Source organism: Xanthobacter autotrophicus ATCC 700552 (assembly GCF_043194565.1).
GTDB lineage: Bacteria > Pseudomonadota > Alphaproteobacteria > Rhizobiales > Xanthobacteraceae > Xanthobacter > Xanthobacter autotrophicus_F.
In genome coordinates, this window is the sequence record NZ_JBAFVS010000002.1 from 128,768 (window position 1) to 153,228 (window position 24,461).

Here is a 24,461-nt window from a genome sequence, read left to right on the forward strand (position 1 = left end):
GAGCCTGCCACCGGGCATCGGTCGAAGACCGCTCCCGGCGGCTCATCAGTCCCGCGCGGGCGCGCAGGCTGCAGCCGGCCGGCAACCGGGTGCGGCGGCGCCCAGACCTGGAACGGCGGCTGGAACAGCGGCTGGAGCGGCGGCGCGGCGCGCGGCGCGGCTCTTCACGTGCTCGCGGTGCACCGCATAGAGGCCCGCGCCCACCACCAGCGCCATGCCCACGGTGGTCCACGCATCCGGCAGGTCGCCGAAGACGAAATAGCCCGATACCAGCGCGCCAAACACCAGCAGGTAGCGCAGGGGCGACACCGAGGCGACCGGCGCGTTGCGGAAGGCGAAGACGAGGCACAGGGTGCCACCGGCAAACGCCACGCCCGAGGCGACGATATAGGCCATGACCGTCACCGACGGCAGCGTCCAGCTCTCCCAGGCCATGAACACCGCAGCGGTGGCACACAGGACAAGCGTGCCGGAAAAACCCACCACCGTGCCCGGAATCTCCCGGCCGATGCCGCGGGTCGACACGTCCCGGATCGCGCCGAAGAGGGCGGCGAGCAGCGGCAGGATGGCGATGGCCTCGAAGGTGGAGGGGTCCGGCCGGGTCACGATCACCGCGCCGCAGAAGCCGACCACGATGGCGCACCAGCTGCGCCAGCCCACCTTCTCGCCCAGCATGGGCACGGCCAAAGCCGTGGTGATGAGCGGCGTTGCCATATAGATCGTCGTGGACGACGCGATGGCCATCACCGACAGCGCCGCCACATAGACGAAGGTGGTCAGCGTATCGAGCGTGGAGCGCATCACCACCCGGGGGTGGAAGGCATAGCGCAGGGCCGGCAGATCCCCGGCCCGCACGATCAGCATGAACAGCACGATGCCGGCCAGAAACGAGCGCAGGCCGAGCGCCTCCCCGAGCGGGATTTCCCGGATGGAGAGCTTGAGGAAGGTATCGTTGGTGACGAAGAGCGCCATGGAGAGGGCCATGGCGACCAGCCCCTTCACCGTCCCCGACATGGCCGGCTTCGCCGCCGCCGGGTGGGCGGAGTCCGGCTTCGCCGATTGCGGAAGACGGTTCATGCCGCGCCCCCCGCCGGACAGCCGGCGACGGGAGAGGCGGACAGGGCGGCAGGACAGCTGTCGCCGAAGCGCAGGCGCACGGCGGCCTGGGGCAGGCTCACGATCGACCTCTTGGGGTTTGCTCCCACGGCGCGAACGTCTCGTCCGCACCTCATCGATTAGGTGAACCAGATGTAGCTGATTTCAGGTAAATCGCGCCTTGCGGAATCCCGATGGCTCGCGCCCGAGCCCTTCGCACGCCGCATGCCCCGGCCACCTTGGCGCCGCATTTCAGAGCCGCATTTTAGGGCGCCGGACACAACCCGCCGGTCAGGATCAGCCCGTTACCGAGGGGGGCATCAGCCGCCGGTGGTGCTCATGTGGCGGCTCACCGCCGGCTGGCGGGTGCGGCGATCGATGACGAAATCGTGGCCCTTGGGCTTGCGGAAGATGGCCTCGTCAATGGCCCCCTGTAGCAGGGCATCGTCCTTCGAGGCCCGCAGCGGCGCGCGCAGGTCCGCCGCATCGTCCTGGCCGAGGCACATGTAGAGGGTGCCGGTGCAGGTGACCCGCACGCGATTGCAGCCCTCGCAGAAATTATGGGTCATGGGCGTGATGAAGCCGAGGCGCCCGCCGGTCTCCTTCACCTCGACATAGCGGGCCGGCCCGCCGGTGCGATAATCGATATCGGTGAGGGTGAAGCGCTCTTCCAGCCGCGCGCGCACGTCGGAGAGAGGCAGATACTGGTCCACCCGCTCCTCGCCCACCTCGCCCAGCGGCATCACCTCGATGAGGGAGAGGTCGTGCCCCTCGCCGTGGGCCCATTCCATCATGGACGCGATCTCGTGCTCGTTCACGTCCTTGAGCGCCACCGCGTTGATCTTCACCTTGAGCCCGGCCGCGCTGGCGGCCTTCACGCCCTCCAGCACCTTGGACAGTTCGCCCCAGCGGGTGATGGCGCGGAACTTCGCCACGTCCAGCGTATCGATGGAAACGTTGATGCGCTTCACCCCGCAGGCGGCAAGGTCGGCCGCGTGGCGCGCAAGCTGGGAGCCGTTGGTGGTCAGGGTCAGCTCTTCCAGCTGGCCGGTCTCCATGTGCCGGGACAGGCTGCGGAACAGGGTCATCACATCCCGGCGCACCAGCGGCTCGCCGCCGGTGAGGCGCAGCTTCCGCACCCCGCGCTGCACGAAGGCGCTGCACAGGCGGTCCAGCTCTTCCAGGCTGAGCAGGTCCTGCTTGGGCAGGAAGGTCATGTGCTCGGCCATGCAATAGACGCAGCGGAAATCGCAGCGGTCGGTCACCGAGACGCGCAGGTAGGTGACGGCGCGGCCGAACGTATCCACCAGCGGCCCGGCCTGAGCCGCCGCTGCAACGCTTGGCCTGTCGATCAGATCCCTCAACACATCGCTCACGAGACCACTCCCACATCCACCCTGCGCCGCTTCTCCCGCCGGCTTTCCTGCCGATCTCGAAGGTCAGGCACTGCAGGCTGCGGCAGTGCGCGGACTTCGGCGCACGCTCTATATATCGTATTCAAGCAACCCATGGATAGGGTCGGGGCCGCTACACATTCCGGTGTGGCAGCGCCCGAACGTGCGATTGGAGAACGAAATGCCCACAGCGACTGCCCCCGCCGCGGCATGGCCCACCGAGCTGCGCGTGGTGAATGAGCGGCACGCCCTCGCCGTCACCTTCGATGATGGCCAGAGCTTCACCTTGCCGGCCGAATACCTGCGCGTGGAAAGCCCCTCCGCCGAGGTGCAGGGCCACAATCCGGAGGAGAAGATCCTCGTGCCCGGCAAGCGCAATGTGCGCATCGCCCAGGTGGAGCCGGTGGGCAATTACGCCGTGCGGCTCATCTTCGACGATGGCCATTCCACCGGCCTCTACACCTGGCCGCTGCTCCACGCCTACGGCGTCGAGCAGGAGGAGAAATTCGGCGCCTATCTCAAGGCCCTGGAGGACAACGGCCTGTCACGGGGGTGAGGCACGCACGATGACGTGAGGGTGTAACCCGGCACAAGCCCCGGCCGAAGCGCTCAAAGAGCGCGTTCGGCCGTGTCGCGGCGAACGGCGCCAAGCTCCGGAGAACGCCGATGCCCGCACTGACACGCCCTTCCCGACGCGCACGCCTGACGCACACCGTCGGCCTGATGGTGGCGCTCGCCACTGCCGCCGCGACACCGGCGGTCGCCGCGCCGCAGAACCAGCGCCTCACCGTGGTGGAGCTGTTCACCAGCCAGGGCTGCTCCTCCTGTCCGCCGGCCGACGCCAACCTCGTCACCCTCAGCCGGCGGCCGGACGTGCTGGCCCTCAGCTTCAGCGTCACCTATTGGGACCATCTCGGCTGGCGCGACACCTTCGGCAAGCCGGAATTCACCCGGCGCCAGTATGCCTATGAGCCGCAACTGGGCGAGCGCGGGCCGTTCACGCCGCAGATGGTGGTGAACGGCCGCATCAGCCGCGTCGGCTTCAACCTGGCGGAGATCGAGCACGCCATTTCAAGCGCCCCGACGCTCAGCGGGCCGCACATCACGCTGGGGTCACGGGAAGTGTCCATCGGCCGGGGAGCCGAGCCGGCGGCCGAGGCCGACATCTGGCTCGTGGCCTATGATCCGAACATCGTGGAGGTGCCGGTGCGGCGCGGTGAGAATTCCGGCCGCACCCTGCCCCACGTGCGCGTTGTGCACCGGCTGGAGCGCCTCGGCGGCTGGGACGGCATGCCGCTCCGCATCGCCCGAAGCGAGACGCCGCCCGGACTGCGCACCGCGATCCTGGTCCAGCTTCCGTCCGGTGGAGCGATCCTGTCGGCCGTGACGGAATGAAGCCCACGCAGGGCAAGACCGGCAACCGTCGGCGCGGCGCCGGCGGGATAGGGGGCCATCGGCCCCCTTCCCTCACTTCACCCGTTCGAGCACCGAGACGTAATTGGCCACGGCCGCGCCGCCCATGTTGAAGATGCCGGCCATCTTGGCGTCGGCGATCTGCATGTCGCCGGCCTCGCCCATGAGCTGCATGGCGCAGAGCACGTGCATGGACACGCCGGTGGCGCCGATGGGATGGCCCTTGGACTTCAGCCCGCCCGAGGCATTCACCGGCAGCTTGCCGGTCTTCTGCGTCCAGCCCTCGCGCACCGCCTTGTAGCCCTCGCCGGGGGCCGTGAGGCCCATGGCCTCATATTCGATCAGCTCGGCGATGGTGAAGCAGTCATGGGTTTCCACCAGGTCGAGGTCGTCGAGGCTGATGCCGCCCTGCTCCAGCGCCTTCACCCAGGCGCGGCGGGCGCCCTCGAAGGCGATGGGATCGCGCCGCGACAAGGGCAGGATGTCGTTGGCATGGGCGCGGGCGCGGAAGGCGACGGCGCGCTGCAGGGTCTGCGCCACGTCGGGCGAGGCGATCACCAGCGCCGCGGCGCCGTCCGACACCAGCGAACAGTCCGTGCGCCGCAGGGGGCCGGCCACATAGGGGTTCTTCTCGGAAATGGTGTTGCAGAACTCGAAGCCGAAATCCTTGCGCATCTGGGCGTAGGGATTGGAAACGCCATTCTTGTGATTCTTGGCGGCGATGCGCGCCAGTTCCTCGGAGCGGTCGCCATAGCGCTGGAAATAGGCCTGCGCGATGCGCCCGAACACCCCGGCGAAGCCGCCGTCGATGTCCGCCTCTTCCTTGCGGTAGGAGGCGTTGAGCAGGATGTCGCCCACCTCGGCGGTGGGCTTGGCGGTCATCTTTTCCGCCCCCACCACGAGGGCGATGCGGCCCTGTCCGCTCTCGATATAATTGAGCGCCGAGTGGATGGCGGCCGATCCGGTGGCGCAGGCATTCTCCACCCGCACCGCCGGGGTGTGGGCGAGCTCCGGCACGCTCAGGGCCGGCATGGCGCCCTGGAAGTCCTGCTTCTGGAAGCCGGCGTTGAACACGCCCACATGGATGGAATCCACATCCGAGGGGGCAAGGCCCGCATGCTCGATGGCGGCGCCGGCGACCCGGCCCATCAGCGCCTCGGTGTCGGCATCCTCAAGCTTGCCGAAGGGCGAATGGGCCCAGCCCACGATGGCGGCCTTGGTCTCCAAATCTCCTGCAGGCATGTCGTTCTCCCGGCGGCGTGACGCCGCATTGGTGTCGGCCAAAGTTGGTCCTGGCTCAGATAGGCGTGCGGCGGCCCTTATGACAGGCCGGCGATAAAGCCATCCGGCATCACGAAAATCTGTTCGGCGGCCGGGGCGGAGGGCAGGCCCGGCATGGTCATGATGTCCCCCGCCAGCGCCACCACGAAGCCGGCACCGGCGGACAGCCGCACCTCTCGCACCGGCAGCACATGGCCCTCCGGCGCGTTGCGCGCCGCCGGATCGGCGGAGAAGGAATATTGCGTCTTCGCCATGCACACCGGCAAGTCACCGTAGCCGGCGATCTCGAACTCGTGCAGCTTGCGGGCGGCGGCGGGGGCGATGTCCACACGGGCGGCGCGGTAGATCTCGCGGGCGATGGTCTCGATCTTGGCGGTGAGCGGCAGCTGGTCGGGATAGAGGGTGTGGAAGGTGGAGGGACGGGCCACCAGTTCCAGCACCGCGCGGGCCAGATCTTCAGCTCCGGCGCCGCCTTTCGCCCAATGGCCGCAGACGTGGACCCCCACGCCCAAAGGCGCCAGAGCGGCGCGCACGGCCTGCGTCTCCTCATGCGTGTCGGAAGTGAAGTGGTTCAGCGCCACCACCACCGGCAGGCCGAACTTCTCCAGATTCTCCACGTGGCGCTTGAGGTTGGCGCAGCCGAGCGTGACCGCATGCACGTCCGGCGTGGCCAGTTCCTTGAGCGAGACGCCGCCATGCATTTTCAGCGCCCGCACGGTGGCCACCACCACGGCGGCGGAGGGGGCAAGGCCGGCCTGCCGGCACTTGATGTCCAGGAACTTCTCGGCCCCGAGATCGGCGCCGAAGCCGGCCTCGGTCACCACCACGTCGGCAAGGCCGAGGGCGGTCCTGGTGGCCATCACCGAATTGCAGCCATGGGCGATGTTGGCGAACGGGCCGCCATGGACGAAGGCGGGGGTGCCCTCCATGGTCTGCACCAGGTTCGGCTGGAAGGCGTCGCGCAGCAGCGCCACCATGGCGCCGACGCCGCCCAGTTCCTCAGCGCTCACCAGCCGGCGCCCGCGGGTCTGGCCGATGACCATGCGCGACAGCCGCTCCTCCAGGTCCGCAAGGCTGGTGGAAAGGCACAGGATGGCCATGACCTCGCTGGCCACCGTGATGTCGAAGCCGTCCTCGCGGGGGAAGCCGTTGCCGGGACCGCCGAGGCCCACGGTAACGTGGCGCAGGGCGCGGTCGTTGAGGTCCATCACCCGCCGCCAGCTGATGCGCCGGGCGTCGAGATCGAGGCCGTTGCCCCAGTGGATGTGATTGTCGATGAGCGCCGACAAAAGGTTATGCGCGGCGGTGATGGCGTGGAGGTCGCCGGTGAAATGCAGGTTGATGTCCTGCATGGGGATGATCTGCGCCCGTCCGCCGCCGGTGGCGCCGCCCTTGGCGCCGAACACCGGGCCGAGGGAGGGTTCGCGCAGGCACACGGCGGCGCGGGTCCCGAGCCGGGCCAGCGCGTCGCCGAGGCCGATGGTGGTGGTGGTCTTGCCCTCCCCCGCCGGGGTCGGGTTGATGGCGGTGACAAGCACCAGATGCCCGCGCGGCCGCTGCTCGATCCCGGCGATGAAATCCAGCGCCACCTTGGCCTTGTGCGGCCCATAGCGGTAGAGCGCGTCCGCCGGGATCCCCAGGTCGTCCGCCACCTCGGCGATGGGCCGGGGCGTCACGCTGGCGGCGATGGCGGCGTCGGACGAGGGATCGAGCGGGCGGGCGGTTGTTTCGTGCATGCATCAGTCCCCGGGCGGCGCGACCCTATCGGGTCCCGCCGCCCGGGGGAAGCATGGCGCCGGCAAAAATGCTTTGCCCTCAGAGAAGCAACGACAGGGCCTTGAGGCGGCGCGCCGCCCTCAGCCGCCCTTCTGGGTCTCCTCGGCCTTGCGGACCGGTGCCGGCTGGTCCACCGCGTCGAGGCCCTTGTCGATCTTCTGCACGATCTTGGTGAGGTCGTCCGGCTCAGGCTTGAGGTCGCGGGCGTGGGCCCACTGGAAGCCCGCCTCCAGCTTGCGGCCCACCTTCCAGTAGGCGTCGCCCAGATGGTCGTTGATGACCGGGTCCTGCGGCATCAGCTCGATGGCGCGCTCCAGCTCCACCACCGCCTCGTCGTAGCGGCCGAGGCGGTAATAGGCCCAGCCCAGGCTGTCGACGATGGGGCCGTCGTCGGGCCGCAGCTTCGCCGCCTTGCGGATCATCTCGACGCCCTGGTCGAGGTTGATGCCCTGGTCCACCCAGCTGTAGCCCAGATAGTTGAGCACATGGGGCTGGTCCGGGTTCAGCTCCAACGCCTTCTTCAGGTCCACTTCCGCCGCCGGCCAGTTTTTCGAGCGCTCGTTGCAGATGCCGCGGAAATAGAACAGCGCCCAATTGCCCTTCTTCGGCTCCGGAATGAGGGCGATGGCCTTGGTATAGGTCCCGGCGCAATCGGAGAACATCTTGCGCGCCTGCTGGATCTTGCCCAACGCGACGATGGCCTCGATATCCTTGGGATCGGCGGCGATCAGCTTGTCCAGATGGGCGCGCGCATCGTTGAACTTGTCGGCGGCGTCGAGATTGACCGCGAGCTGGACCTCGGCGTTGCGCTTCAGCGGCGAGGTGTCGGGCACGCTCTCATAGACCTCGATGGCCTTGGCCGGCTGCTTCAGCTGCTCGTAGAGGTCGGCGAGGGTCAGGCCGGCGAAGGGATGCTCGGGATACAGCCAGATGGCGAGCTGGAGATAGACGAGGGCGAGGTCCTCGCCACCCTGCCGGCCCACCGTGGAGCCGAGGCCGTAGAGCACCTCGGAGGACCCCTCCTGCGCGGTCTTGACCAAAGGCGGCAAAGTCTTGCCCGCCTTCAGCTCCTTGATGGCGGCCAGCACCACCGGGTGGTTCGGCAGTTGCTTGTCGAAGCTGGCATAGGCGGCCAGCGCCGCATCGATGCTCTCGTTGCGCGAGGCCCAGCGGGCATAGGCATCGATGGCGCGCAGCGAGCCGGGATCGATCTTCATCGCCTGCTCGAGGCGCTTGCCCGCCTCCTTCTTCTGCCCGGCGGCATCGAGCATGAGGCCGGCATGCAGCTCCTTCAGGGGCACGTACCAGTCGGGGCCTTCCAGGCGGTCGATCAGTTCCACCGCGCCCTTGGTGTTGCCCGAGCCGTAGAAGGTCCAGGCGGCCAGCAGCGTGGCGGTGAGATCGCCGATGGGGCCGCGCACGGACAGCGCGAGGTTGGTGCGGGCGGTCTGGTAGTGGGCCTTCTTGATGGCGCGCACGGACAGGGCGAGCCGGGCGATGCGGTGGGTGCGGTCCGCCTTCACCATCCGGTCGGCGAGCTTCATGGCGTCGTCGATGGCGCCGTCCATGAGCATGGCGAAGAAGGTGCGCTCGACGATCTCGTCGTTGCGCGCATCGAGCTTCATCAGATTGCGCAGGTAGGTGACCGCCGCATCCGAATCACGCTCGGAACTGGCGAGCCGCGCGGCGAGATAATTGCCGGCGAGCGAGGTGTCGACGTCGGGCACCGCTTCGGCGCGAGCCGGGCTCGCCGCGAGATGGAGCACCGCAGCAAAGCCGGCCGCGAGGGCCACGGAGAAGAAGGGGCGTGCAGTCGTCACCGATCGTATGTCCTGAAAATGCCGTCCCTGCCGGTTGCGCGCCAGAGATACTGGTGAAGGATCCAAGCGGGGCGAGATGGCGGGAGGATGGCGGCTTTCCTGTGACGCCGCAAGTTACGTGCGCGTAATGCCACGGGGGAGGCATCCTGGCCCGCATCCCAGGGTGGTGTGCGGTGCGGAAAATCCAGCCCAGTTCAGCCGCCGCGTACAGCCGCGCGCGGGCGTGACGGCCCGGTCCGATCTGCTATAAGCCCGCCCATGGAACTGATGCGCGCGCGCGCCCCGGCGAAAATCAACCTGACGTTGCGCATCGAAGGCCGTCGCACCGATGGCTTTCACGATCTCGCGAGCCTCGTCGCCTTTGCCGGCGCCGGCGACCTCGTCTTCCTTCATCCCGACCGCCCGCTGGCGCTGGAGGTCTGCGGCCCCACCGCCGCCGCCGCCGGCCCGGACGCCGACAATCTGGTGCTGCGCGCCGCCCGCGCCTTTGCGGAACGGGTGCCCGGCGCGCGGCTCGGCCGCTTCGTGCTGGAAAAGCGGCTGCCGGTGGCGGCGGGGCTGGGCGGCGGCTCGTCCGACGCCGCCGCGGCGCTGCGCCTGCTCGCCGGCCTCAACGGCGTGGCGCTGGACGATCCGCGCCTGTTTGCCGCCGCCCGCGCCACCGGATCGGACGTGCCGGTGTGCCTTGATCCGCGGGCGCGGCTGATGCGCGGCGTCGGCGACGTGCTCTCCACCCCCCTCGCCGTGCCGCCCTTGTCGGCGGTGCTGGTGAATTGCCGCGTCGCGGTGCCCACCGCCGGCGTGTTCCGGGCGCTGGGCCTTGCGCCCGGCGCGGCGCTGCCCGGCCCCACCCATCCGGACGGCTTGCCGGAGGCGACGATGGGGAGTGGGGCCGCCCTGCGCGCATTTCTCGCCGGCCTGCCCAATGATCTGGAGCCGCCCGCCCTGGCGCTGGCGCCCGAGATCGGCCGGGCCATGGCGCTGCTCGCCGCCGGCCCCGAGGCGCGCCTCGTGCGCATGTCCGGCTCCGGCGCCACCGTGTTCGCCCTCACCGACAGCTGCCGCACCGCCGCCGCGCTGGCACGGCGCGTGCTTGCGCAGGAGCCCGGCTGGTGGGTGAAGCCCACGGTGCTGAGATAGGGCTGAACGCTACCATGACGCTGCCCTCCATGACGCTGCCCGCCTTCCTGCTCGCCGCCCTCGGGGAAATCGCCGGCTGCTTCGCTTTCTGGCACGTGGTGCGCCTCGGCGGCTCACCGTGGTGGCTCATCGCCGGCATCGCCAGCCTCGCCGCCTTCGCCTATGCCCTCACCTTGGTGGAGGCGGAAGCCGCCGGCCGGGCGTTCGCGGCCTATGGCGGCATCTATATCCTGTCGTCGCTGGTCTGGATGTGGAGTGTGGAGGGCGTGCGCCCCGACCGCTGGGACGCCACCGGCGCGGCCTTGTGCCTCGCCGGGGCGGCGGTCATCGTCTTCGGCCCGCGGGGGTGAATCTCAGGCCGGCCCCGGCCCGCGCGGCGCCGCCTTCTCCCGCGCCAGGAGGCGCTGGTAGACCCAGCCCATGGCCACCAGCACCAGGCCGAGGCCAATGAAGGAGACCGCGCGCAGCACGCCCTCCAGGTCTGCCATGTCGGAGAGGAACACCTTCAGCACGGTTGCCACCATCACCGCCGCCGAGGCGAGGCGCAACGTGCGCGATCCCCGCCACAGGCCGATGCCCAGGAGCACCATGCCGGACACCAGCCACGCCGCCGAATAGGCGTACCACTCGGCCGAGCTGATCTTGTCGGCATCGAGCACGTCACCCTGGAACAGGCGGCTCACCTCGAAGGTGATGTAGGCCAGCGCCAGCACGATGGCGAGCCCGCCCGCCGCCAGCTTCACCCGCCCGCGCGCCACCGGCTGCACCCCGGCGAACACCAGCGCCAGCACCGCCGGCAGCGCGAAGGCGACCAGCAGGTCGTTGAACACCACCCCGCCGATGCTCTCTCCCGTCATGAACGGGTTGTTCTCAGCCAGCCCGTTGAGGGCGCAAAGCGCCGCGATGGCGGCGACGAGGTCGGAAAACAGGCGGTAGAAGCCGCGCCCGGTGATGGCGGCGAGGCGCGCCAGGCCCACCGCATAGGCGCCATAGATGGTGGCGAGCAGCCCGGTCTCGAACAGGCGGGTGCCGCTGGCATAGATATCCCCGCCATGGGCGAGGTGGCGCACCTGCGTGGCCGCCAGCATCACCGCGAACAGCAGCGCGAGGCTCTCATGCACCCGGCGGCTCCAGTCGTCGCCCGATTTGGCGAGCAGGAAGGCAGCGCCGGCAAAGGCGAAGGCCGGCACGCCATAGCCCCACAGCAGCCAGTTGAAGATGGGGGTGGCGCCCGGGTCCACGGCGATGGTGGGCAGCCAGATGATGCGCCCCAGCACCACCAAAGCGAGCCCGGCGGAGAAGGCGCGCAGGCCCGGCAGCGGCCGCAGGGTGGAAATCCACGCCACGCCCAGCGCCGCCAGCGCGAGGCCCACCGTGAGCCAGCCCTTCTCCAGCGCGAAGGTGAGCGCGAGGGCAAGGGTCACCACCGCGCCGGCGGCAAAGATGGTGCCGCCATAGGCGCGGGTGGCCCGCGACAGCCGCTCGGCGGCGAGGGTGAACAGCAAGGCGAGGGCCAGCGCCAGCGCCGCGAACGGCACGCTGCGGTCCAGCTCGGTGAGGCGCGCATAAGCGGCGATCAGCATCAGCACCGGGCCGAGGGTGCCCGTCACCGCCCAGCCGACGAGCACCAGGAACCGCCCGCCGCGCCACGCGCCGGCAAGGCCCGCCCCCAGCATCAGCGCGCCCATCCCGAATGCGTAGGCCATGAAATGGCCAAGCGAGAGCCGCGCCGGCTCCGGCAGCGCGCCGGCCATGGGGCCTGCGGGCGCCAGCGCCGTGCCCGGCTCGGGCGGGAACACCCATTGGGTCAGGATCGCCGGGGCCAGCACCGCCACCGCCAGCGTGGCGAATGTCATGGGCTTCACCCGCCACGCCAGCGCCAGAACGCCCACGGCGGCAAGCACGAAGACGGCGAGGGCCGGCGCGCCCATCTCCCCGCCCAGCTTCCCGTCCACCGCCGCCACGGCGGTGACGAGCAGGGCGCCCGCCGCCCCGAGGATCGAGATCGGCTCCGGCCGCGGACCGGTATCGGGGCCCCAGAACAGGCGCGGCGCCAGCAGCAAAGCCGTCAGCGCCAGCAGCACCAGCCCCAGCGCGCCCGAGGCGCTCACCGCCTGCGGCACGCCGAACACCAAAAGGGTGAGGCCCCATGCCACCACGCCGATGATGGCGATGAAGGCCAGCCACGCCCAGCGCCGCACCCGCGCCACGCCCAGGGCGCTCGCGGCCACCGCGGCGATGAGCAGGGCGACGCCCCAGGCATTGGGCTCCTGCGAGGTGATGAGGAAGGGCGTCACCGCCGCGCCGATGAAGCCCAGCGCCGCCAGCGCCGGGCCATGCAGCAGGGCCGCCAGCAGGGTGGCGACGCCGGTGGCCGCCAGCAGCAGGAAGGCGACCTGCGGCGGAATGAGGTGATACAGCTCATAGGCGGCATAGACGCTGCCGAAGGCGGTCATGGTGCCGGCGGCGGTGAGCACGCTCGGCACGTCGGGCACGCGCCCCAACCCGGCAAAGGGGCCGGCGGAGGGGGCGACGGAAAGATGGGCCAGCGCCTCGGCCGGCTCTTCGCTGCGGGCGCGACGGCGCAGCACTTCGCCACCGGCGAGCAAGGCGGCGGCCAGCAGCAGGCCGAGCCCCACCCGCATGGCCGGGCCGATGAGGTCCTGCTCCACGGCGAAGCGCACCAGGAACACCCCGCCCAGCGCCAGAGCGAGGCCGCCCACCCACACCGCCCAGCGCGCGCCCACCTTCTCCTCGAACCCGGCGAAGCGCTCCTTGAGCTGGCCGGCATCAAAGCCCGGACGGGGCGGGACCGGCGGCGCGTCATCCTCAGGCTGCACAGGGGCCGACAGCGACGGCGGGCGCGTCACGTCCTGCACGTGCGGCGCCTGCACGACCGGCGGCAATGCGGGTTCAGGCGGCCGGGGCGCGAAGGGCGCCAGCGTGATCGGACCCGAGGGCAGCGGGACAGCGGCGGGCGGCGCATCGGGAACGAGGCCGAAGGCCTGCGCCTCCAGCGCGGCGACCCTGGCCTCCAGCACACGGATGCGGCCCCGGTGCTTGAGGACGAACACGAAGGCGACCAGCGACATCACCGGAAAGGCGAGAACCACCAGAATGAGAAGCGCCCACTCGTCCATCGCATGCACCCGTCTGCTGCCACGCCAGCCTTCGGCCGGCTCCCCCCAAGGGAACCGTGCACGAAGCGAAACGTGCACGCGCGAACCTTAAGGCATCGGGGTGTAGCGCAGCGCCCGGCGCAACGCTAGCTGAGCCGCGTTAAGTGCTCAATTTAAAAAAGGATTTTGGCAACTCAGGCAGCGGTAGCATGGACACGCCGGCGGGCCACGCCGGCCGGCGATGTCCTGTCGCCTCACCCCTCGCGGAAGCGGTTGGTGATGGGATAGCGCCGGTCGCGGCCGAAATTGCGGCCCGTCACCTTCACCCCCGGCGCCGCCTGCCGGCGCTTGTATTCGGCGATGTTCAAAAGCCGCTCCACCCGCGTCACCGTGGCGGCGTCGAAGCCGTCGGCGATGATCTGGGCCACCGAATGCTCGCGTTCCACCAGGCGTTCCAGGATGGCGTCCAGCATCGCATAGGGCGGCAGGGAATCCTGATCCTTCTGGTTCTCGCGCAATTCTGCGGTTGGCGGCTTGTCGATGAGGCTGTCGGGGATGACGACGCCGTCCGGCCCCAGGGCGTCCGCCGGCTTCCAGCGGTTGCGCAGGCGCGACAGGCGGGTCACCTGCGTCTTGTAGAGGTCCTTGATGGGATTGTAGCCGCCGTTCATGTCGCCATAGAGGGTGGCGTAGCCGGTGGACATTTCGGACTTGTTGCCGGTGGTGACCACCATGGCGCCGAACTTGTTGGACACCGACATGAGCAGCGCGCCGCGCACGCGGGACTGGAGGTTCTCCTCCGTCACGTCGCGCTGGGTACCCTCGAACAGGGGCGCGAGCGCTGATTCCATGCCCTCCACCCCGGCGGCGATGGGCACGATGTCGTAGCGCACGGCCAGGGCCTGCGCCACGGCGGCGGCATCGGCGAGGCTGTCGCCGGAAGTGTAGCGATAGGGCAGCATGATGCAGTGGACGCGTTCCGGCCCCAGGGCATCCACCGCCATGGCGGCGCAGATGGCGCTGTCGATGCCGCCGGACAGCCCCAGCACCACGCCGGGAAAGCGGTTCTTGTTCACATAGTCGCGCAGGCCCACCACGCAGGCGGCATAGTCCGCCTGATCGCCCTCGATGCGGTCGGCGAGGTTGGCGCCGAGGCACTTCCAGCCGTTCTCGAAGCGCTGCCACTTGGAGATGCGCACCCGCTCCATGAAGCCGGGAAACTGCAGGGCGAGGAAGCGGTCGGGATTGAGGGCGAAGGAGGCGCCGTCGAACACCAGTTCGTCCTGCCCGCCCACCTGGTTCACATAGAGCAGCGGCAGGCTGCTTTCCACCACGCGGGCCACCGCCACGTTCTCGCGCTCGGCATAGACGTTCTGGCGATAGGGCGAGCCGTTGGGCACGATGAGCAGTTCCGCGCCGGTCTCGGCGAGGCACTCCACCACGTCGGCGCCCCAGATGTCCTCGCAGATCGGCACGCCGAGGCGCACCCCCTTGAACGGGATCGGCCCCGGCAGCGGGCCGGGGGTGAACACGCGCTTCTCGTCGAACACGCCGTAATTGGGCAGGTCCACCTTGTGGCGGACGGCGGAGATGCCGCCGTTTTCCAGCAGCAGCACCGAATTGTAGAGCTTGCCCTCCTCCACCCACGGCGCGCCGATGAGGAGGGCCGGGCCGTCCGCGGTCTCGGCGGCCAGGGTCTCGATGGCGGCGCGGCAGGCCTGCTGGAACGCCGGCTTCAGCACCAGGTCCTCGGGCGGATAGCCGGCGATGAACAACTCGGGGAAGACCACGAGGTCCGCCCCCGCCGCGCCGGCGCCGGCGCAGGTGCGGCGGGCAAGGTCCATGTTGCCCGCGACGTCGCCCACGGTGGGGTTGAGCTGCGCGACAGCGATGAAAAGGGTATCGACGGGAGCGTCGGATGCGGGGCCGATCTCGCGGCTGGTCTCGATGATGGTCATGAAATCGGATTTAACCCCAGCTGCGAAGGGGGGAAAGGGCAAGAAAAGGGCAGGCGCAAAATCTGCCTCATCCGGCGCCAAAACGACGGCCCGGATGGCGCTTTTTGTCGATCACAAACCGAGCCGCGACCACAAGGCGCGCTCCTCCGCCGCCGCCATGGCGCCGTCCACCGCCTGCGCGGCGAGGGTGCCGGCCAGCGCTCCGGAAAGGCCACCTGAAAAGCCACCTGAAAAGCCACTTGGCCGGCGCAGCAGGAAGCCGGAGGCGCCCTGCACCAGCGGCATCCGCACCTCCTCGCCATAGCGCGCCTTCAGGATGGAGCGCACGTCGCCCAGCCCGTCCACGAGGCCGAGGCCCGCCGCCTGGGTGCCGAGCCAGAACTCGCCGGAGAACAGGGTCTCGTCGTCGGCCGGCAGCGCGTCGCCGCGCCGCGACCGCACGAGGTCCACGAACACGGTGTGGAGTTCCTTCAAGAGCACGTCCAGCCGTTCCACGTCCTCCGGCTGGGTGGGGCGGAACGGGTCGAGGGTCACCTTGCGCGTGCCGGCGGTGTAGACGCGCCGCTCCACCCCCAGCTTCTCGATGGCCTTGTCGAAGCCGAAGCCCGCCGTCACTACCCCGATGGAGCCGACGATGGAACAGGGATCGGCGAAGATCTCGTCCGCCGCGCAGGCGATCATGTAGCCGCCGGACGCCGCCGCATCCTCCACGAAGGCGAAGACGTGCTTCTCCTTCTCCTGCGCCAGCGCGCGGATGCGCCGGAAGATCAGGTGCGACTGCACCGGCGAGCCGCCCGGAGAATTGATGAGCAGCGCCACCGCCGGCGCCGATTTCACGGCGAAGGCCTTGTCCAGCGCCTGCGCGGTGCCGGCCAGCGACAGGCTGCGCGCGAACGGCGTCGTCTGCATGCCGATGGCGCCGGAGAGCCGCACCACCGGCACCACCGGCAGGTCCCGGCGCCACGCCTTGGGGAGGATGCCGCTGACGCGGCGCGAAAGGGAGGAGAGGAAGCTGTCGGCCATGGTCCAGATGTAGGGTGCGCAAGTGACGCGCTCAAGGCGTGACGCGCTCAAGGCGTGACGCGCTCAAGGCGACAGTACCCAAGCCGCGCACCTTCAGGACTGCGCCTCAGTTTGAAAAGAGCCGCCGGTGAACCCTGCTCTCCACCCCGCGCCGGCCGACTCCCTCTCCCGCTTGCGGGAGAGGGTTGGGGAGGGGGCAGAGGCGCCGGGGCAGACAACCAGCGGCGGGACGGCGGAGAGGGCTTGCCCCCTCCCTGCCCTCCCCCGCCCGAACTCGGCTGTTGCCGAGTTCGGCTCCCATGAGCCGAAGCCGGAAACATCCGGCTCACCCGAACTCGGCTGTTGCCGAGTTCGGCTCCCAAAGAGCCGAAGCCGGAAACATCCGGCTCACCCGAACTCGGCTGTTGCCGAGTTCGGCTCCCAAAGAGCCGAAGCCGGAAACATCCGGCTTCGGAGCGGGAGAGGGTTCCGCCGCGTCCCGGTCGCAGCGGCAGATCTTCGAACTGAAACGCCGCCCACCTTCAGGTCTGCGCGAGACCCGCCTGCGCGAGACCTGCGCCGTGTCGCAACACCGCATCGGCGGCGGCGGTGGGGGTGCCGTCCGCCGCGGCGAGGATAAGGCCCGGCAGCAGCGTCGGCGGGGTCCGGCGCCCCTTCACCGCGCGCAGCAGAAGCCGCACCGCCGGCCGGTCGGGACGCGGATGCACCGGCAAAATCTCCACCGCGCCGAAGCGGCCATCGAGGGCGGCGAGAAGCTCCGCCAGCGCCTGCGGCCGATGGATGAGGCAGATGACGCCCCGCGCCGCGAGGCAGCGGTCGGCGGCGCGCACCCAGTCCTTCAGCAACGCGCTACCCGCCATGTGGGCGCGGGCGCGGGCATCATCCGGGGAGGTGCGGTGCTGCGCCGTATCATTGAAGGGCGGGTTGGTGAGCACGAGGTCCGCCGCCCCCGCCGGCGGCAGCGCGGGCCCGGAGGGCCGGCCGAGGCCGGTGACATCGGCCGCCACCACCTCGACCCGCGCGGACAGGCCATTCAACGCCGCATTGTCCCGCGCCAGATCGGCCAGCTCCGGCGCAATCTCCACCAGCACCGCCTGCGCCTGCGGCACGCGGGTGAGGAAGGCGAGGCCGCAGCTGCCCACCCCCGCGCCGAGATCCACGACGCGGCGGCGGTCGGACGGAGCGAAGGCGGCCAGCAGCAGGGCGTCGTGCCCCACCCGGTGGCCGGCCAGCGGCTGACGCAGCGTCAGGCATCCGCCGAGAACACTGTCGGTGGTGATGGCGCCGGCGACGGTGGATGCCGCTTCGTCAGCTGGCATCGCGGAGCGCCGCGCCGAAGCCGGCCTCCTGAAGCAGCCGCCGGGCGCGATCCACATCCTCGTCCACCACCAGCAGGCGGCGGGGCAGGATACCGATGGTGCCTTCCATGACGCTCATGTACTGGTCCGCGACCATGTGCCCGATCTGGGCAGAGGCAAACAGCGCCTCGATGGCGCCGATGAGCACCAGATCGTTGGTCCGCACCAGCTCCTGCATCGTATTCCACCCGACCTAGCGGCAATGTGCGCAGCGGCCCGGCATTAAGAAAACCGCCCGGCGCTTGCACGTTGCCCGTCAGCATCCCTATGGTGCGCCCCAAAGAAAGACAAGCGGGAGCGTTTCTTGGCCCTCGTCCTACCGTTCGAGCCCAACGAGCCGTCCATCGAGGCCCTGGTTGCCCTGGTGAAAGCGGACATGGAACGTGTGAACGCCACCATCCTGGCGCGCACCGGCTCCGACGTGGCGATGATTCCCGAGGTGGCGAACCACCTCATCTCCTCCGGCGGCAAGCGCTTGCGGCCGATGCTGACGCTCGCCTGCGCGGCGCTCTCCGGCTATCGGGGCGACGGCCATGTGAAGCTCGCGGCGTCGGTGGAGTTCATGCATACCGCCACCCTCCTCCACGACGACGTGGTGGACGAGAGCGACATGCGCCGGGGCAAGCTGGCCGCCCGCAAGCTGTGGGGCAACGAGGCCAGTGTGCTGGTGGGCGACTTCCTGCTGGGCCAGGCCTTCAAGATGATGGTGGAGGTGGGCTCCATGACCTGCCTTGACATCCTCGCCACCGCCGCCTGCGTCATCGCCGAGGGCGAGGTGATGCAGCTCGCCGCCGCCAAGAACACCGCCACCTCCGAAGACGACTATCTCGCCGTCATCCGCGGCAAGACCGCCGAATTGTTCGCCGCCGCCTGCGAAGTGGGCGCGGTGCTGGGCCAGCGGCCCAAGGCCGAGCAGGCCGCCTGCCGCTCCTACGGCATGAATCTCGGCATCGCCTTCCAGCTGGTGGACGATGCCCTCGACTATGGCGGCAGCCAGGCCAAGCTCGGCAAGAACGTGGGCGACGATTTCCGCGAGGGAAAGATCACCCTGCCGGTGCTGCTCGCCTTCCGCCGCGGCGACGCCACCGAGCGCGCCTTCTGGCAGCGCTGCCTGGAAAAGGGCGAGGGCAACGATGCCGACCTCGCCCAGGCCATCGGCCTGATGACGCGCCACCGGGCCATCGCCGATACGGTGGAGCGGGCACGCCACTACGGCGCCATCGCCAAGGATGCGCTGGCCCTGTTCCCCAACGGCCCGGCCAAGGACGCGCTGATGGAAGCCGTGGATTTCTGCCTCTCCCGCGCCCATTGATGCCATCGGCCTCGGTCTTTGACCGAGACCAAATGGGCACGCTCAAACGCCGCGCGGGCTTGGCTCATGGCCCACGAGGCGCGACACGCCTCTAGAGCATTTCCCCGTTTCACTGAATCGGGGAAATGCTCTAGGTCATTGAGTTTACGCGTTTTCTTTACGCGAACCGGTATCCACTTCGCTCGAAAACGCTCTGAAACACAAAAGGCCGGCCCCTCGCGGAGCCGGCCTTTTTCGTGCTCGCGGGGAAAGGATCAGGCGAGGGCGCGGCGGCCGCCGGGGATGAGGGCGGCGGGCTTCAGCGCATAGGCGCCTTCACCGGCGAGGGCCACCACCAGGGACGTCACCACGAGGAAGGCGGGATATTCCCAGCCGCCGCCGGCCGCGGAAAACACCCAGCCGTTGGGCAGGTGGTAGTTGAGGGCGCCGAGCATGACGGGGATGAGCAGGATGGCCACCTGGCGGGCATAGACGCCGCCGATGAGCAGCAGGCCGCCGATCACTTCGGCCGCGATGAAGGGGATGGCGAGGAAGCCGGGCAGGCCCAACTTGTTGGTGAGGAAGCCGGCGAAGCCGGGAACGGTGAAGATGAATACCTTCATCAGGCCGTGCGAAAGCCACATGAGGCCCAGCGCCACGCGCAGGAGGAAGAGGCCGTAGGGGGCGGTGCGGGTGTCAACCATGGGAGTGATCTCCGGTTTGATGTGGCACCACCTCTAGCTTTCGCAAAGCCGCAACGCCATACTCAGGAAATCAAGTTGAAGTTTGCATTTGCGCAAATCAAATGCGTGCGTGGGTTTTGCAATGATCGCCTGGGACGATTTCCGCCTGGTGCAGGCCATCGCGCAGAGCGGCTCGCTCGCGGGCGCGGCCGAGCAGCTGGGGGTCAACCACTCCACCGTGTTCCGCCGGCTCGGCGCCCTGGAGGACCAGCTCGGCGCACGGCTGTTCGAGCGCGCGCGCTCCGGCTACGTGCCCACCGCCATCGGCGAGGAGATGGTCCGCCTCGCCGAGCGCATGGCCGACGAGGTGCTCTCCGTGGAGCGCCGAATCACCGGCCAGGACCTGCGCCCCTCCGGCGAATTGCGGGTGACCACCAACGACACCCTGCTGGTGCACATGCTCACGCCCGTGTTCGCCTCCTTCCTCAAGGCTTACCCCGAGATCCGGCTCGACGTGGTCATCTCCAACCAGTCCCTCAGCCTGTCGAAGCGCGACGCCGACGTGGCCATCCGCGCCAGCGACCGGCCCGGGGACACGCTGGTGGGCCGGCGCATGGCCTCCATCGCCTGGGCCATCTATGCCCGTGCCGATCTGGCCCCCGCCACCCCGCTCGGCACCAGCGACCTCAGGCGTTACGACTGGATCGGGTTTTCCGACAATCTCGGCGGCATCAAGCCAGCCAAATGGCTGCGCGAGCGGGTGGATGAAGAGCGCATCATCTATCGGGTCAACACGGTGCTGGGGCTGGCGGAAGCCGCGGCCGAGGGCATCGGGCTCGCGGTGCTGCCCTGCTTCATCGCCGCGGTGACGCCCGGCCTCGTCCAGGTCATGCCGCCGCAGGCGGATGTGGAATCGGGCCTGTGGCTGCTCACCCATCCGGACATCAAGGCCACGGCGCGGGTGCGCACCTTCATGGAGCATGCGGGCCGCGAGATCGGCAAGCTGCGCGGGCGCATCGAAGGTCGCGAGGCGATGGCGACGGCGGAAGGCCTGTCGGTCGAAGGCTGAAGACCCGCGCCGACGGCATTGCCTTGAGCGCCGCCGGGACGACCTCGCGCAGGCTCAGGCCGACGGCCGACGGGCTGTCTGACCGGCCGGGATTATTCCGCGGAGGCTTCGGCGGTGGAGCTGCGGGGCTTGGACTTGGCGCGGCGCGAGGCCACCTGGGACTTGTCCCCGCCCGCGCTCACGAACTCGCACCACATGGTCTGCACGCCGGCCAGCGAGCCGCGGAAGGAGCCCGGCCCGGTCTTCACCAGATCAAAGCAGGGCTCGAAGGTCATGCCCTTGACGAAGCCGCACACATTTTCCCCCCGCACGCGCAGGGTGTTGGCCGGCAGCCGGACAAAGCGCGGCTCCCTGTCGGGCATGGTGATCATGCCGGCGACGGAGCCGTCGGGGTAGATTCGCCCTGCCCCCTTCGATCCCTCGAAGCAGCTGAAGGAGAACATCTTGCCCACCGCAAACTCGCGCGCCTGCTGGGCGGAGAGCTGCTGGCCGGAGTTCTGCTGGGCTAAGGCCGGGCCACTGGCGAATGCGGCAAAGCCCAAGGCCGCGAAAAGGATGCTGCGCATGGCTCGTTCGCGAATACCTGTTGGATCCCCACCACGTTGCGCAGAGACCACGGGTTGTTGTCAAGAGTCCGGAACAGCAGGAGAACACCCAAGTCTCCCACCGCGGCGGATTTTGCCGGGACCGTGCCTTCCATGTCGCGAAAGGGGCGCGGTTCCGACCTCTGGTTGGGGCTTAAACGCCCGGCGTGCCCGAACTGTGGCGGAGGTTTAGAGCAGGTAGGCCCTAAGCCGCCACTGGCGCCCGCGCCACCGGGCGCTCCTTGATGGGCAGGTTGATGGCGGCGGAGGCGAACGACAGCGCCACCGACAGCCACCACACCCAGTTGTAGGAGCCCGTGGCCACATAGAGCGTCCCGCCCAGCCACACGCCGAGGAAGCCGCCCACCTGATGGGAGAAGAAGGCGAAGCCGTACAGCATGGCCATGTAGCGGGTGCCGAACATGAGCATCACCAGGCCCGAGGTGGGCGGCACGGTGGAGAGCCACAAAAAGCCCATGGCCGCCCCGAACACGTAGCAGCTGAGCGGCGTGATGGGCATCAGCACGAACACGGCGATGGCCACGCCCCGCCCGGCATAGATCCACGCCAGCAGCCACTTGCGCGAGACCCGGCTGGACAGGTAGCCCGCCGTGAGCGAGCCGAAAATGTTGAACAGGCCAATCAGCGCCAGCGTGTAGGCGCCCACCGACAGGCTCATGCCGTTATCCACGAGGAAGGCCGGCATGTGCACGGTGACGAAGGCGAGCTGGAAGCCGCAGGTGAAGAAGCCGAGCACCAGCATGACGTAGCTCGGGTGGCGCAGCGCCTCGCCGATGGCGGCGCCGATGCCCTGCTGCGGCGCCGCAGCCGCCGCGCCCGGCTTTGCCGCGGCGACCCCGCGGGTCGCCAGCGCCAGCGAGAACGGCATGACGATGAGCAGCGCGGCGCCGAACACGATCAGCGTCTCGTGCCAGCCGATGGTGTCCATCAGCGCGCGGCTGAGCGGCGGGAACAGGAACTGGCCGAACGAGCCCGCCGCGGTCGCCGCGCCGAAGCCGATGGACTTCCACTGGTCGGGCAAAAGCTTGCCGAAGGCGGCCAGCACCAGGTTGAACGAGGCGGCGGACAGGCCGAAGCCCACCATCACGCCGGCGGTGAGATGCAGCATGCCGGGCGTATCGGCATAGGCCATGAGGACGAGGCCGGCGGCATAGAGCAGCGCGCCGCAGCACATCACCCGCACCGTGCCGAAGCGATCGGCAATGGCGCCCGCGAACGGCGAGCCGAGGCCCCAGAGCAGGTTCTGCAGCGCCACGGCGAGGCCGAACACGTCACGCCCCCAGCCGAACTCCTGCGACATGGGCAAGAGGAACAGGCCGAACACCGAGCGCGGGCCGAAGGTGATGAGGGCGATGACGCAGCCGGCGACCAGAATGAGCATGGCCGGAAGCGCATGCCGCGCGCCGGAGGGCGCCGGCACCGAGGACGTGGCAGACATGGAATGACTCGCTGTGCGGCACCTGGTGGCGCCTTTCACTCGCCATTCTATGGATTGGCAGGGCCTAATGAAAATCAATAATGATCAACGGACCCATGAAGGACCCTCATGAAAGGCGCGGCTGGATGCAGCGCTGCGCCGACCGCGATGGCCGATGACGGGATCACCGGCCGTCGATCAAGGCGTTGGAATTGCCGGGGCGGACCCCTGCGGCATCGGTCGTGAACCGATACCGCAGGGGTCAGCCGATCAGCCGCGGCGGGGGCCGTCGCCGCGCGGACCGTGATGCCCGCCGCCGCCGTGGAACTGCTGGCGCAGCATCAGGTTCAGGCGCTGCTTCTGGCCGTCGTCCAGGGTCTTGTAGAGCGGATCGGCGGCGTCGGCGATCTTGCGCAGGTCGGTGGCGCCGGCATCCATGCGGGTGGCCATGGCGCGCATGCGGGCGATGGGATCGGGTGCCGTGTTGGCGTCGCGGGCAGCCTGACGGACGGCGCGGGCTTCATCGCGGCGGGCCATGCGATCCTTCGACACCTGCTGCAGCGTCGACTGCACGCCGGGCCAGAGCTTCTCCTGGTCGGGGGTCAGCTTGAGCGCGGTCTTCAGGGCGACGATGCGCGCGTCGGTCAGGATGGCGCGATCCTCGGCGCTGGGATGCCAGCGTCCGCCGGTGTCGGGACCGGCGTTGGAATTGGCGGCAAAGGTCGCCGCCGAGCCGGCGATGAGTGCAGCGGCGGTGGCGGCAATGACGGCTCGTTTCATGTGCAGTCCTCCTTCAAAGGGCGAAGGAAGCATCGGCCGGGCGCCGCCCGCGGACAACTTAAAGTTCTGTAATCAGCCTTTAATTACAAGTTATTACACTTTCCTACAATCAGTCATATCCAGGCCGTTTCGTCGGCGCTCTTTCGCCACAGCGGTCAGGATGGATACTCTTCCCCGATGAGCACCTGCCGCGTCAGCGACTGGACGCTCGTCGCGTCCTTTGCGTAGCCGCGCCGTTCCATGTCGCAGCGCCAAGCCCCGGGCGCACCGGAGATGCGATAGAGGCAATAGCCGCCGGGACCGCGCTCCGATGTGGGCCCGGCCGAGGCGGAGGGCACGCCCACCACCGGGATTGGCCCGGCATCGGCCGGGATCTGGCCGAGGGAGGCGCGATGGTCGTGGCCATGCAGGACCAGTTCGGCCCCCGCCTCCGCCAGCACCGCGCGCACCTGCGCGGCGTCGCGCAGGTCGCGGTGGAAGGGGCGCTCGCCCACCGGCGGATGGTGGATCATCACCACCCGGAACAGGCCCTCGGCCTTGAGCTGCTCCAGCAGGGCCTTGAGCCGCGCCCGCTGCGCGCGACCCGCGTGCCCGCTGGCAAGGAACACCGCGGTGGGCACGGCGGTGGACACGCCCACCACCGCCACCGCCCCGCGCCGGCGCACATAGGGGAAGGCGTCCACATCCACCGGCGTGTGGGGGTGGGTGTCGTCGCCGGCGAGGAACGGCGCCCAGTGCTCCAGGTGATAGTGCATGGCCGAGCGCACATAGGCATCGTGGTTGCCGGGCACCACGCTCACCTTCTGGGGCGCGCCGAGGGAGGCGAGGAAGGTGGCGCCGGTGTCGAATTCCGCCGGCAGGCTCACGTTCACCAGATCGCCGGTGACGCAGATATGGTCCGGCGCCTGGGCCAGCATGTCGGCGATCAACGGCGCGAGGGTGGCCGCGCCGAAATTGCGCCGCCGCGCGCCGATCCAGTTCATCATGCCGAAGAAGCGCTTGCCCAGAAGCTCGGAGATCCGCGCCTCGGGGATGGGGCCGAGATGGGGATCGGAGAGATGGGCCAGCACGAACATGCGGAAAACCTCAGCTTCAGCCGCGAACGCCGGCCTTATAGCAGATCGGTCGCCCGGTTCACCCGCTCCCCGCCTCAGCCTTGGCGGAAGGGCGCCGACGCGGCCGCCCGCAATAAGTTGATGTTGCCGTCACGGTCCTGCCCGCTCCATGGTGCAGTGCAGT

The 24,461-nt window shown here is 69.3% G+C and carries 21 protein-coding genes; 6 read left to right on the forward strand and 15 right to left on the reverse strand.

What is annotated here, in order from left to right:
- Positions 1 to 45: 45 nt before the first annotated feature.
- Positions 46 to 1,077: a DMT family transporter gene (locus V5F48_RS02480; protein ID WP_394039742.1), complete on the reverse strand. Its 1,032-nt coding sequence runs from the start codon at positions 1,075 to 1,077 to the stop codon at positions 46 to 48.
- A gap of 338 nt (positions 1,078 to 1,415) precedes the next feature.
- A complete protein-coding gene (gene moaA / locus V5F48_RS02485; protein ID WP_394040149.1) occupies positions 1,416 to 2,462 on the reverse strand; it encodes a GTP 3',8-cyclase MoaA in 1,047 nt (348 codons plus the stop codon).
- A gap of 208 nt (positions 2,463 to 2,670) precedes the next feature.
- Here moaA and V5F48_RS02490 point away from each other — a divergent pair, with 208 nt between their 5' ends.
- Both V5F48_RS02490 and V5F48_RS02495 read left to right on the forward strand, forming a co-directional pair.
- Positions 2,671 to 3,045 (forward strand): gamma-butyrobetaine hydroxylase family protein, encoded by a 375-nt coding sequence (locus tag V5F48_RS02490; protein WP_394039744.1) that lies wholly within the window; start codon positions 2,671 to 2,673, stop codon positions 3,043 to 3,045.
- A 110-nt stretch (positions 3,046 to 3,155) separates the two neighbouring features.
- Positions 3,156 to 3,884, forward strand: coding sequence for a DUF1223 domain-containing protein (locus V5F48_RS02495; protein ID WP_394039746.1), 729 nt, complete (start codon positions 3,156 to 3,158; stop codon positions 3,882 to 3,884).
- A gap of 72 nt (positions 3,885 to 3,956) precedes the next feature.
- On the opposite strand, the gene V5F48_RS02500 is transcribed toward V5F48_RS02495, so the two are convergent.
- From V5F48_RS02500 to V5F48_RS02510, 3 genes are all read right to left on the reverse strand, one after another.
- A complete protein-coding gene (locus tag V5F48_RS02500; RefSeq protein ID WP_394039748.1) occupies positions 3,957 to 5,144 on the reverse strand; it encodes an acetyl-CoA acetyltransferase in 1,188 nt (395 codons plus the stop codon).
- Between the two features lie 77 nt (positions 5,145 to 5,221).
- Positions 5,222 to 6,919: a formate--tetrahydrofolate ligase gene (locus V5F48_RS02505; RefSeq protein ID WP_394039750.1), complete on the reverse strand. Its 1,698-nt coding sequence runs from the start codon at positions 6,917 to 6,919 to the stop codon at positions 5,222 to 5,224.
- A gap of 120 nt (positions 6,920 to 7,039) precedes the next feature.
- Positions 7,040 to 8,779 (reverse strand): tetratricopeptide repeat protein, encoded by a 1,740-nt coding sequence (locus V5F48_RS02510; protein ID WP_394039752.1) that lies wholly within the window; start codon positions 8,777 to 8,779, stop codon positions 7,040 to 7,042.
- A 258-nt stretch (positions 8,780 to 9,037) separates the two neighbouring features.
- Here V5F48_RS02510 and V5F48_RS02515 point away from each other — a divergent pair, with 258 nt between their 5' ends.
- Both V5F48_RS02515 and V5F48_RS02520 read left to right on the forward strand, forming a co-directional pair.
- The gene (locus V5F48_RS02515) at positions 9,038 to 9,919 is read left to right on the forward strand and encodes a 4-(cytidine 5'-diphospho)-2-C-methyl-D-erythritol kinase (RefSeq protein ID WP_394039754.1); all 882 of its coding nucleotides are present in this window, start codon (positions 9,038 to 9,040) and stop codon (positions 9,917 to 9,919) included.
- A 29-nt stretch (positions 9,920 to 9,948) separates the two neighbouring features.
- Entirely contained in the window at positions 9,949 to 10,269 is a 321-nt protein-coding gene (locus V5F48_RS02520; RefSeq protein WP_394040151.1) for a YnfA family protein, read from the forward strand.
- Positions 10,270 to 10,272: 3 nt separating this feature from the next.
- Here the strand turns inward: V5F48_RS02520 and V5F48_RS02525 are convergent, their stop codons facing one another.
- The 5 genes from V5F48_RS02525 to V5F48_RS02545 all read right to left on the reverse strand — a co-directional run bounded on the left by V5F48_RS02525 (position 10,273) and on the right by V5F48_RS02545 (position 17,555).
- Entirely contained in the window at positions 10,273 to 13,059 is a 2,787-nt protein-coding gene (locus V5F48_RS02525; RefSeq protein ID WP_394039756.1) for a DUF2339 domain-containing protein, read from the reverse strand.
- A gap of 233 nt (positions 13,060 to 13,292) precedes the next feature.
- The gene (locus V5F48_RS02530) at positions 13,293 to 14,996 is read right to left on the reverse strand and encodes an NAD+ synthase (protein ID WP_394039758.1); all 1,704 of its coding nucleotides are present in this window, start codon (positions 14,994 to 14,996) and stop codon (positions 13,293 to 13,295) included.
- A 111-nt stretch (positions 14,997 to 15,107) separates the two neighbouring features.
- Positions 15,108 to 16,019, reverse strand: coding sequence for a S49 family peptidase (locus V5F48_RS02535; protein WP_394040153.1), 912 nt, complete (start codon positions 16,017 to 16,019; stop codon positions 15,108 to 15,110).
- Between the two features lie 521 nt (positions 16,020 to 16,540).
- The gene (locus tag V5F48_RS02540; protein WP_394039759.1) at positions 16,541 to 17,338 is read right to left on the reverse strand and encodes a tRNA1(Val) (adenine(37)-N6)-methyltransferase; all 798 of its coding nucleotides are present in this window, start codon (positions 17,336 to 17,338) and stop codon (positions 16,541 to 16,543) included.
- Positions 17,328 to 17,555 carry a putative signal transducing protein gene (locus tag V5F48_RS02545; RefSeq protein ID WP_394039761.1) on the reverse strand — a complete coding sequence of 76 codons (228 nt, stop codon included), beginning with the start codon at positions 17,553 to 17,555 and terminating at the stop codon, positions 17,328 to 17,330. Before V5F48_RS02545 ends, V5F48_RS02540 begins: the two co-directional genes overlap by 11 nt.
- Positions 17,556 to 17,681: 126 nt before the next feature.
- On the opposite strand from V5F48_RS02545, the gene V5F48_RS02550 reads away from it, so the two are divergent.
- Positions 17,682 to 18,689: a polyprenyl synthetase family protein gene (locus V5F48_RS02550; RefSeq protein WP_394039763.1), complete on the forward strand. Its 1,008-nt coding sequence runs from the start codon at positions 17,682 to 17,684 to the stop codon at positions 18,687 to 18,689.
- A gap of 254 nt (positions 18,690 to 18,943) precedes the next feature.
- On the opposite strand, the gene V5F48_RS02555 is transcribed toward V5F48_RS02550, so the two are convergent.
- A complete protein-coding gene (locus V5F48_RS02555) occupies positions 18,944 to 19,372 on the reverse strand; it encodes a DoxX family protein (RefSeq protein WP_394039765.1) in 429 nt (142 codons plus the stop codon).
- A gap of 121 nt (positions 19,373 to 19,493) precedes the next feature.
- Here V5F48_RS02555 and V5F48_RS02560 point away from each other — a divergent pair, with 121 nt between their 5' ends.
- Complete coding sequence (locus tag V5F48_RS02560) at positions 19,494 to 20,420, forward strand: LysR family transcriptional regulator (RefSeq protein ID WP_394039767.1); 927 nt, start codon at positions 19,494 to 19,496, stop codon at positions 20,418 to 20,420.
- Between the two features lie 92 nt (positions 20,421 to 20,512).
- Here the strand turns inward: V5F48_RS02560 and V5F48_RS02565 are convergent, their stop codons facing one another.
- The 4 genes from V5F48_RS02565 to V5F48_RS02580 all read right to left on the reverse strand — a co-directional run bounded on the left by V5F48_RS02565 (position 20,513) and on the right by V5F48_RS02580 (position 24,298).
- Positions 20,513 to 20,986, reverse strand: coding sequence for a hypothetical protein (locus V5F48_RS02565; RefSeq protein WP_394039769.1), 474 nt, complete (start codon positions 20,984 to 20,986; stop codon positions 20,513 to 20,515).
- 223 nt (positions 20,987 to 21,209) lie between these two features.
- Positions 21,210 to 22,463 carry an MFS transporter gene (locus V5F48_RS02570; RefSeq protein ID WP_394039771.1) on the reverse strand — a complete coding sequence of 418 codons (1,254 nt, stop codon included), beginning with the start codon at positions 22,461 to 22,463 and terminating at the stop codon, positions 21,210 to 21,212.
- A 249-nt stretch (positions 22,464 to 22,712) separates the two neighbouring features.
- Positions 22,713 to 23,222 carry a Spy/CpxP family protein refolding chaperone gene (locus V5F48_RS02575; protein WP_394039773.1) on the reverse strand — a complete coding sequence of 170 codons (510 nt, stop codon included), beginning with the start codon at positions 23,220 to 23,222 and terminating at the stop codon, positions 22,713 to 22,715.
- 155 nt (positions 23,223 to 23,377) lie between these two features.
- On the reverse strand, positions 23,378 to 24,298 hold the full coding sequence (locus V5F48_RS02580; protein ID WP_394039775.1) for a metallophosphoesterase family protein: 921 nt from the start codon (positions 24,296 to 24,298) through the stop codon (positions 23,378 to 23,380).
- Positions 24,299 to 24,461 lie beyond the last annotated feature (163 nt).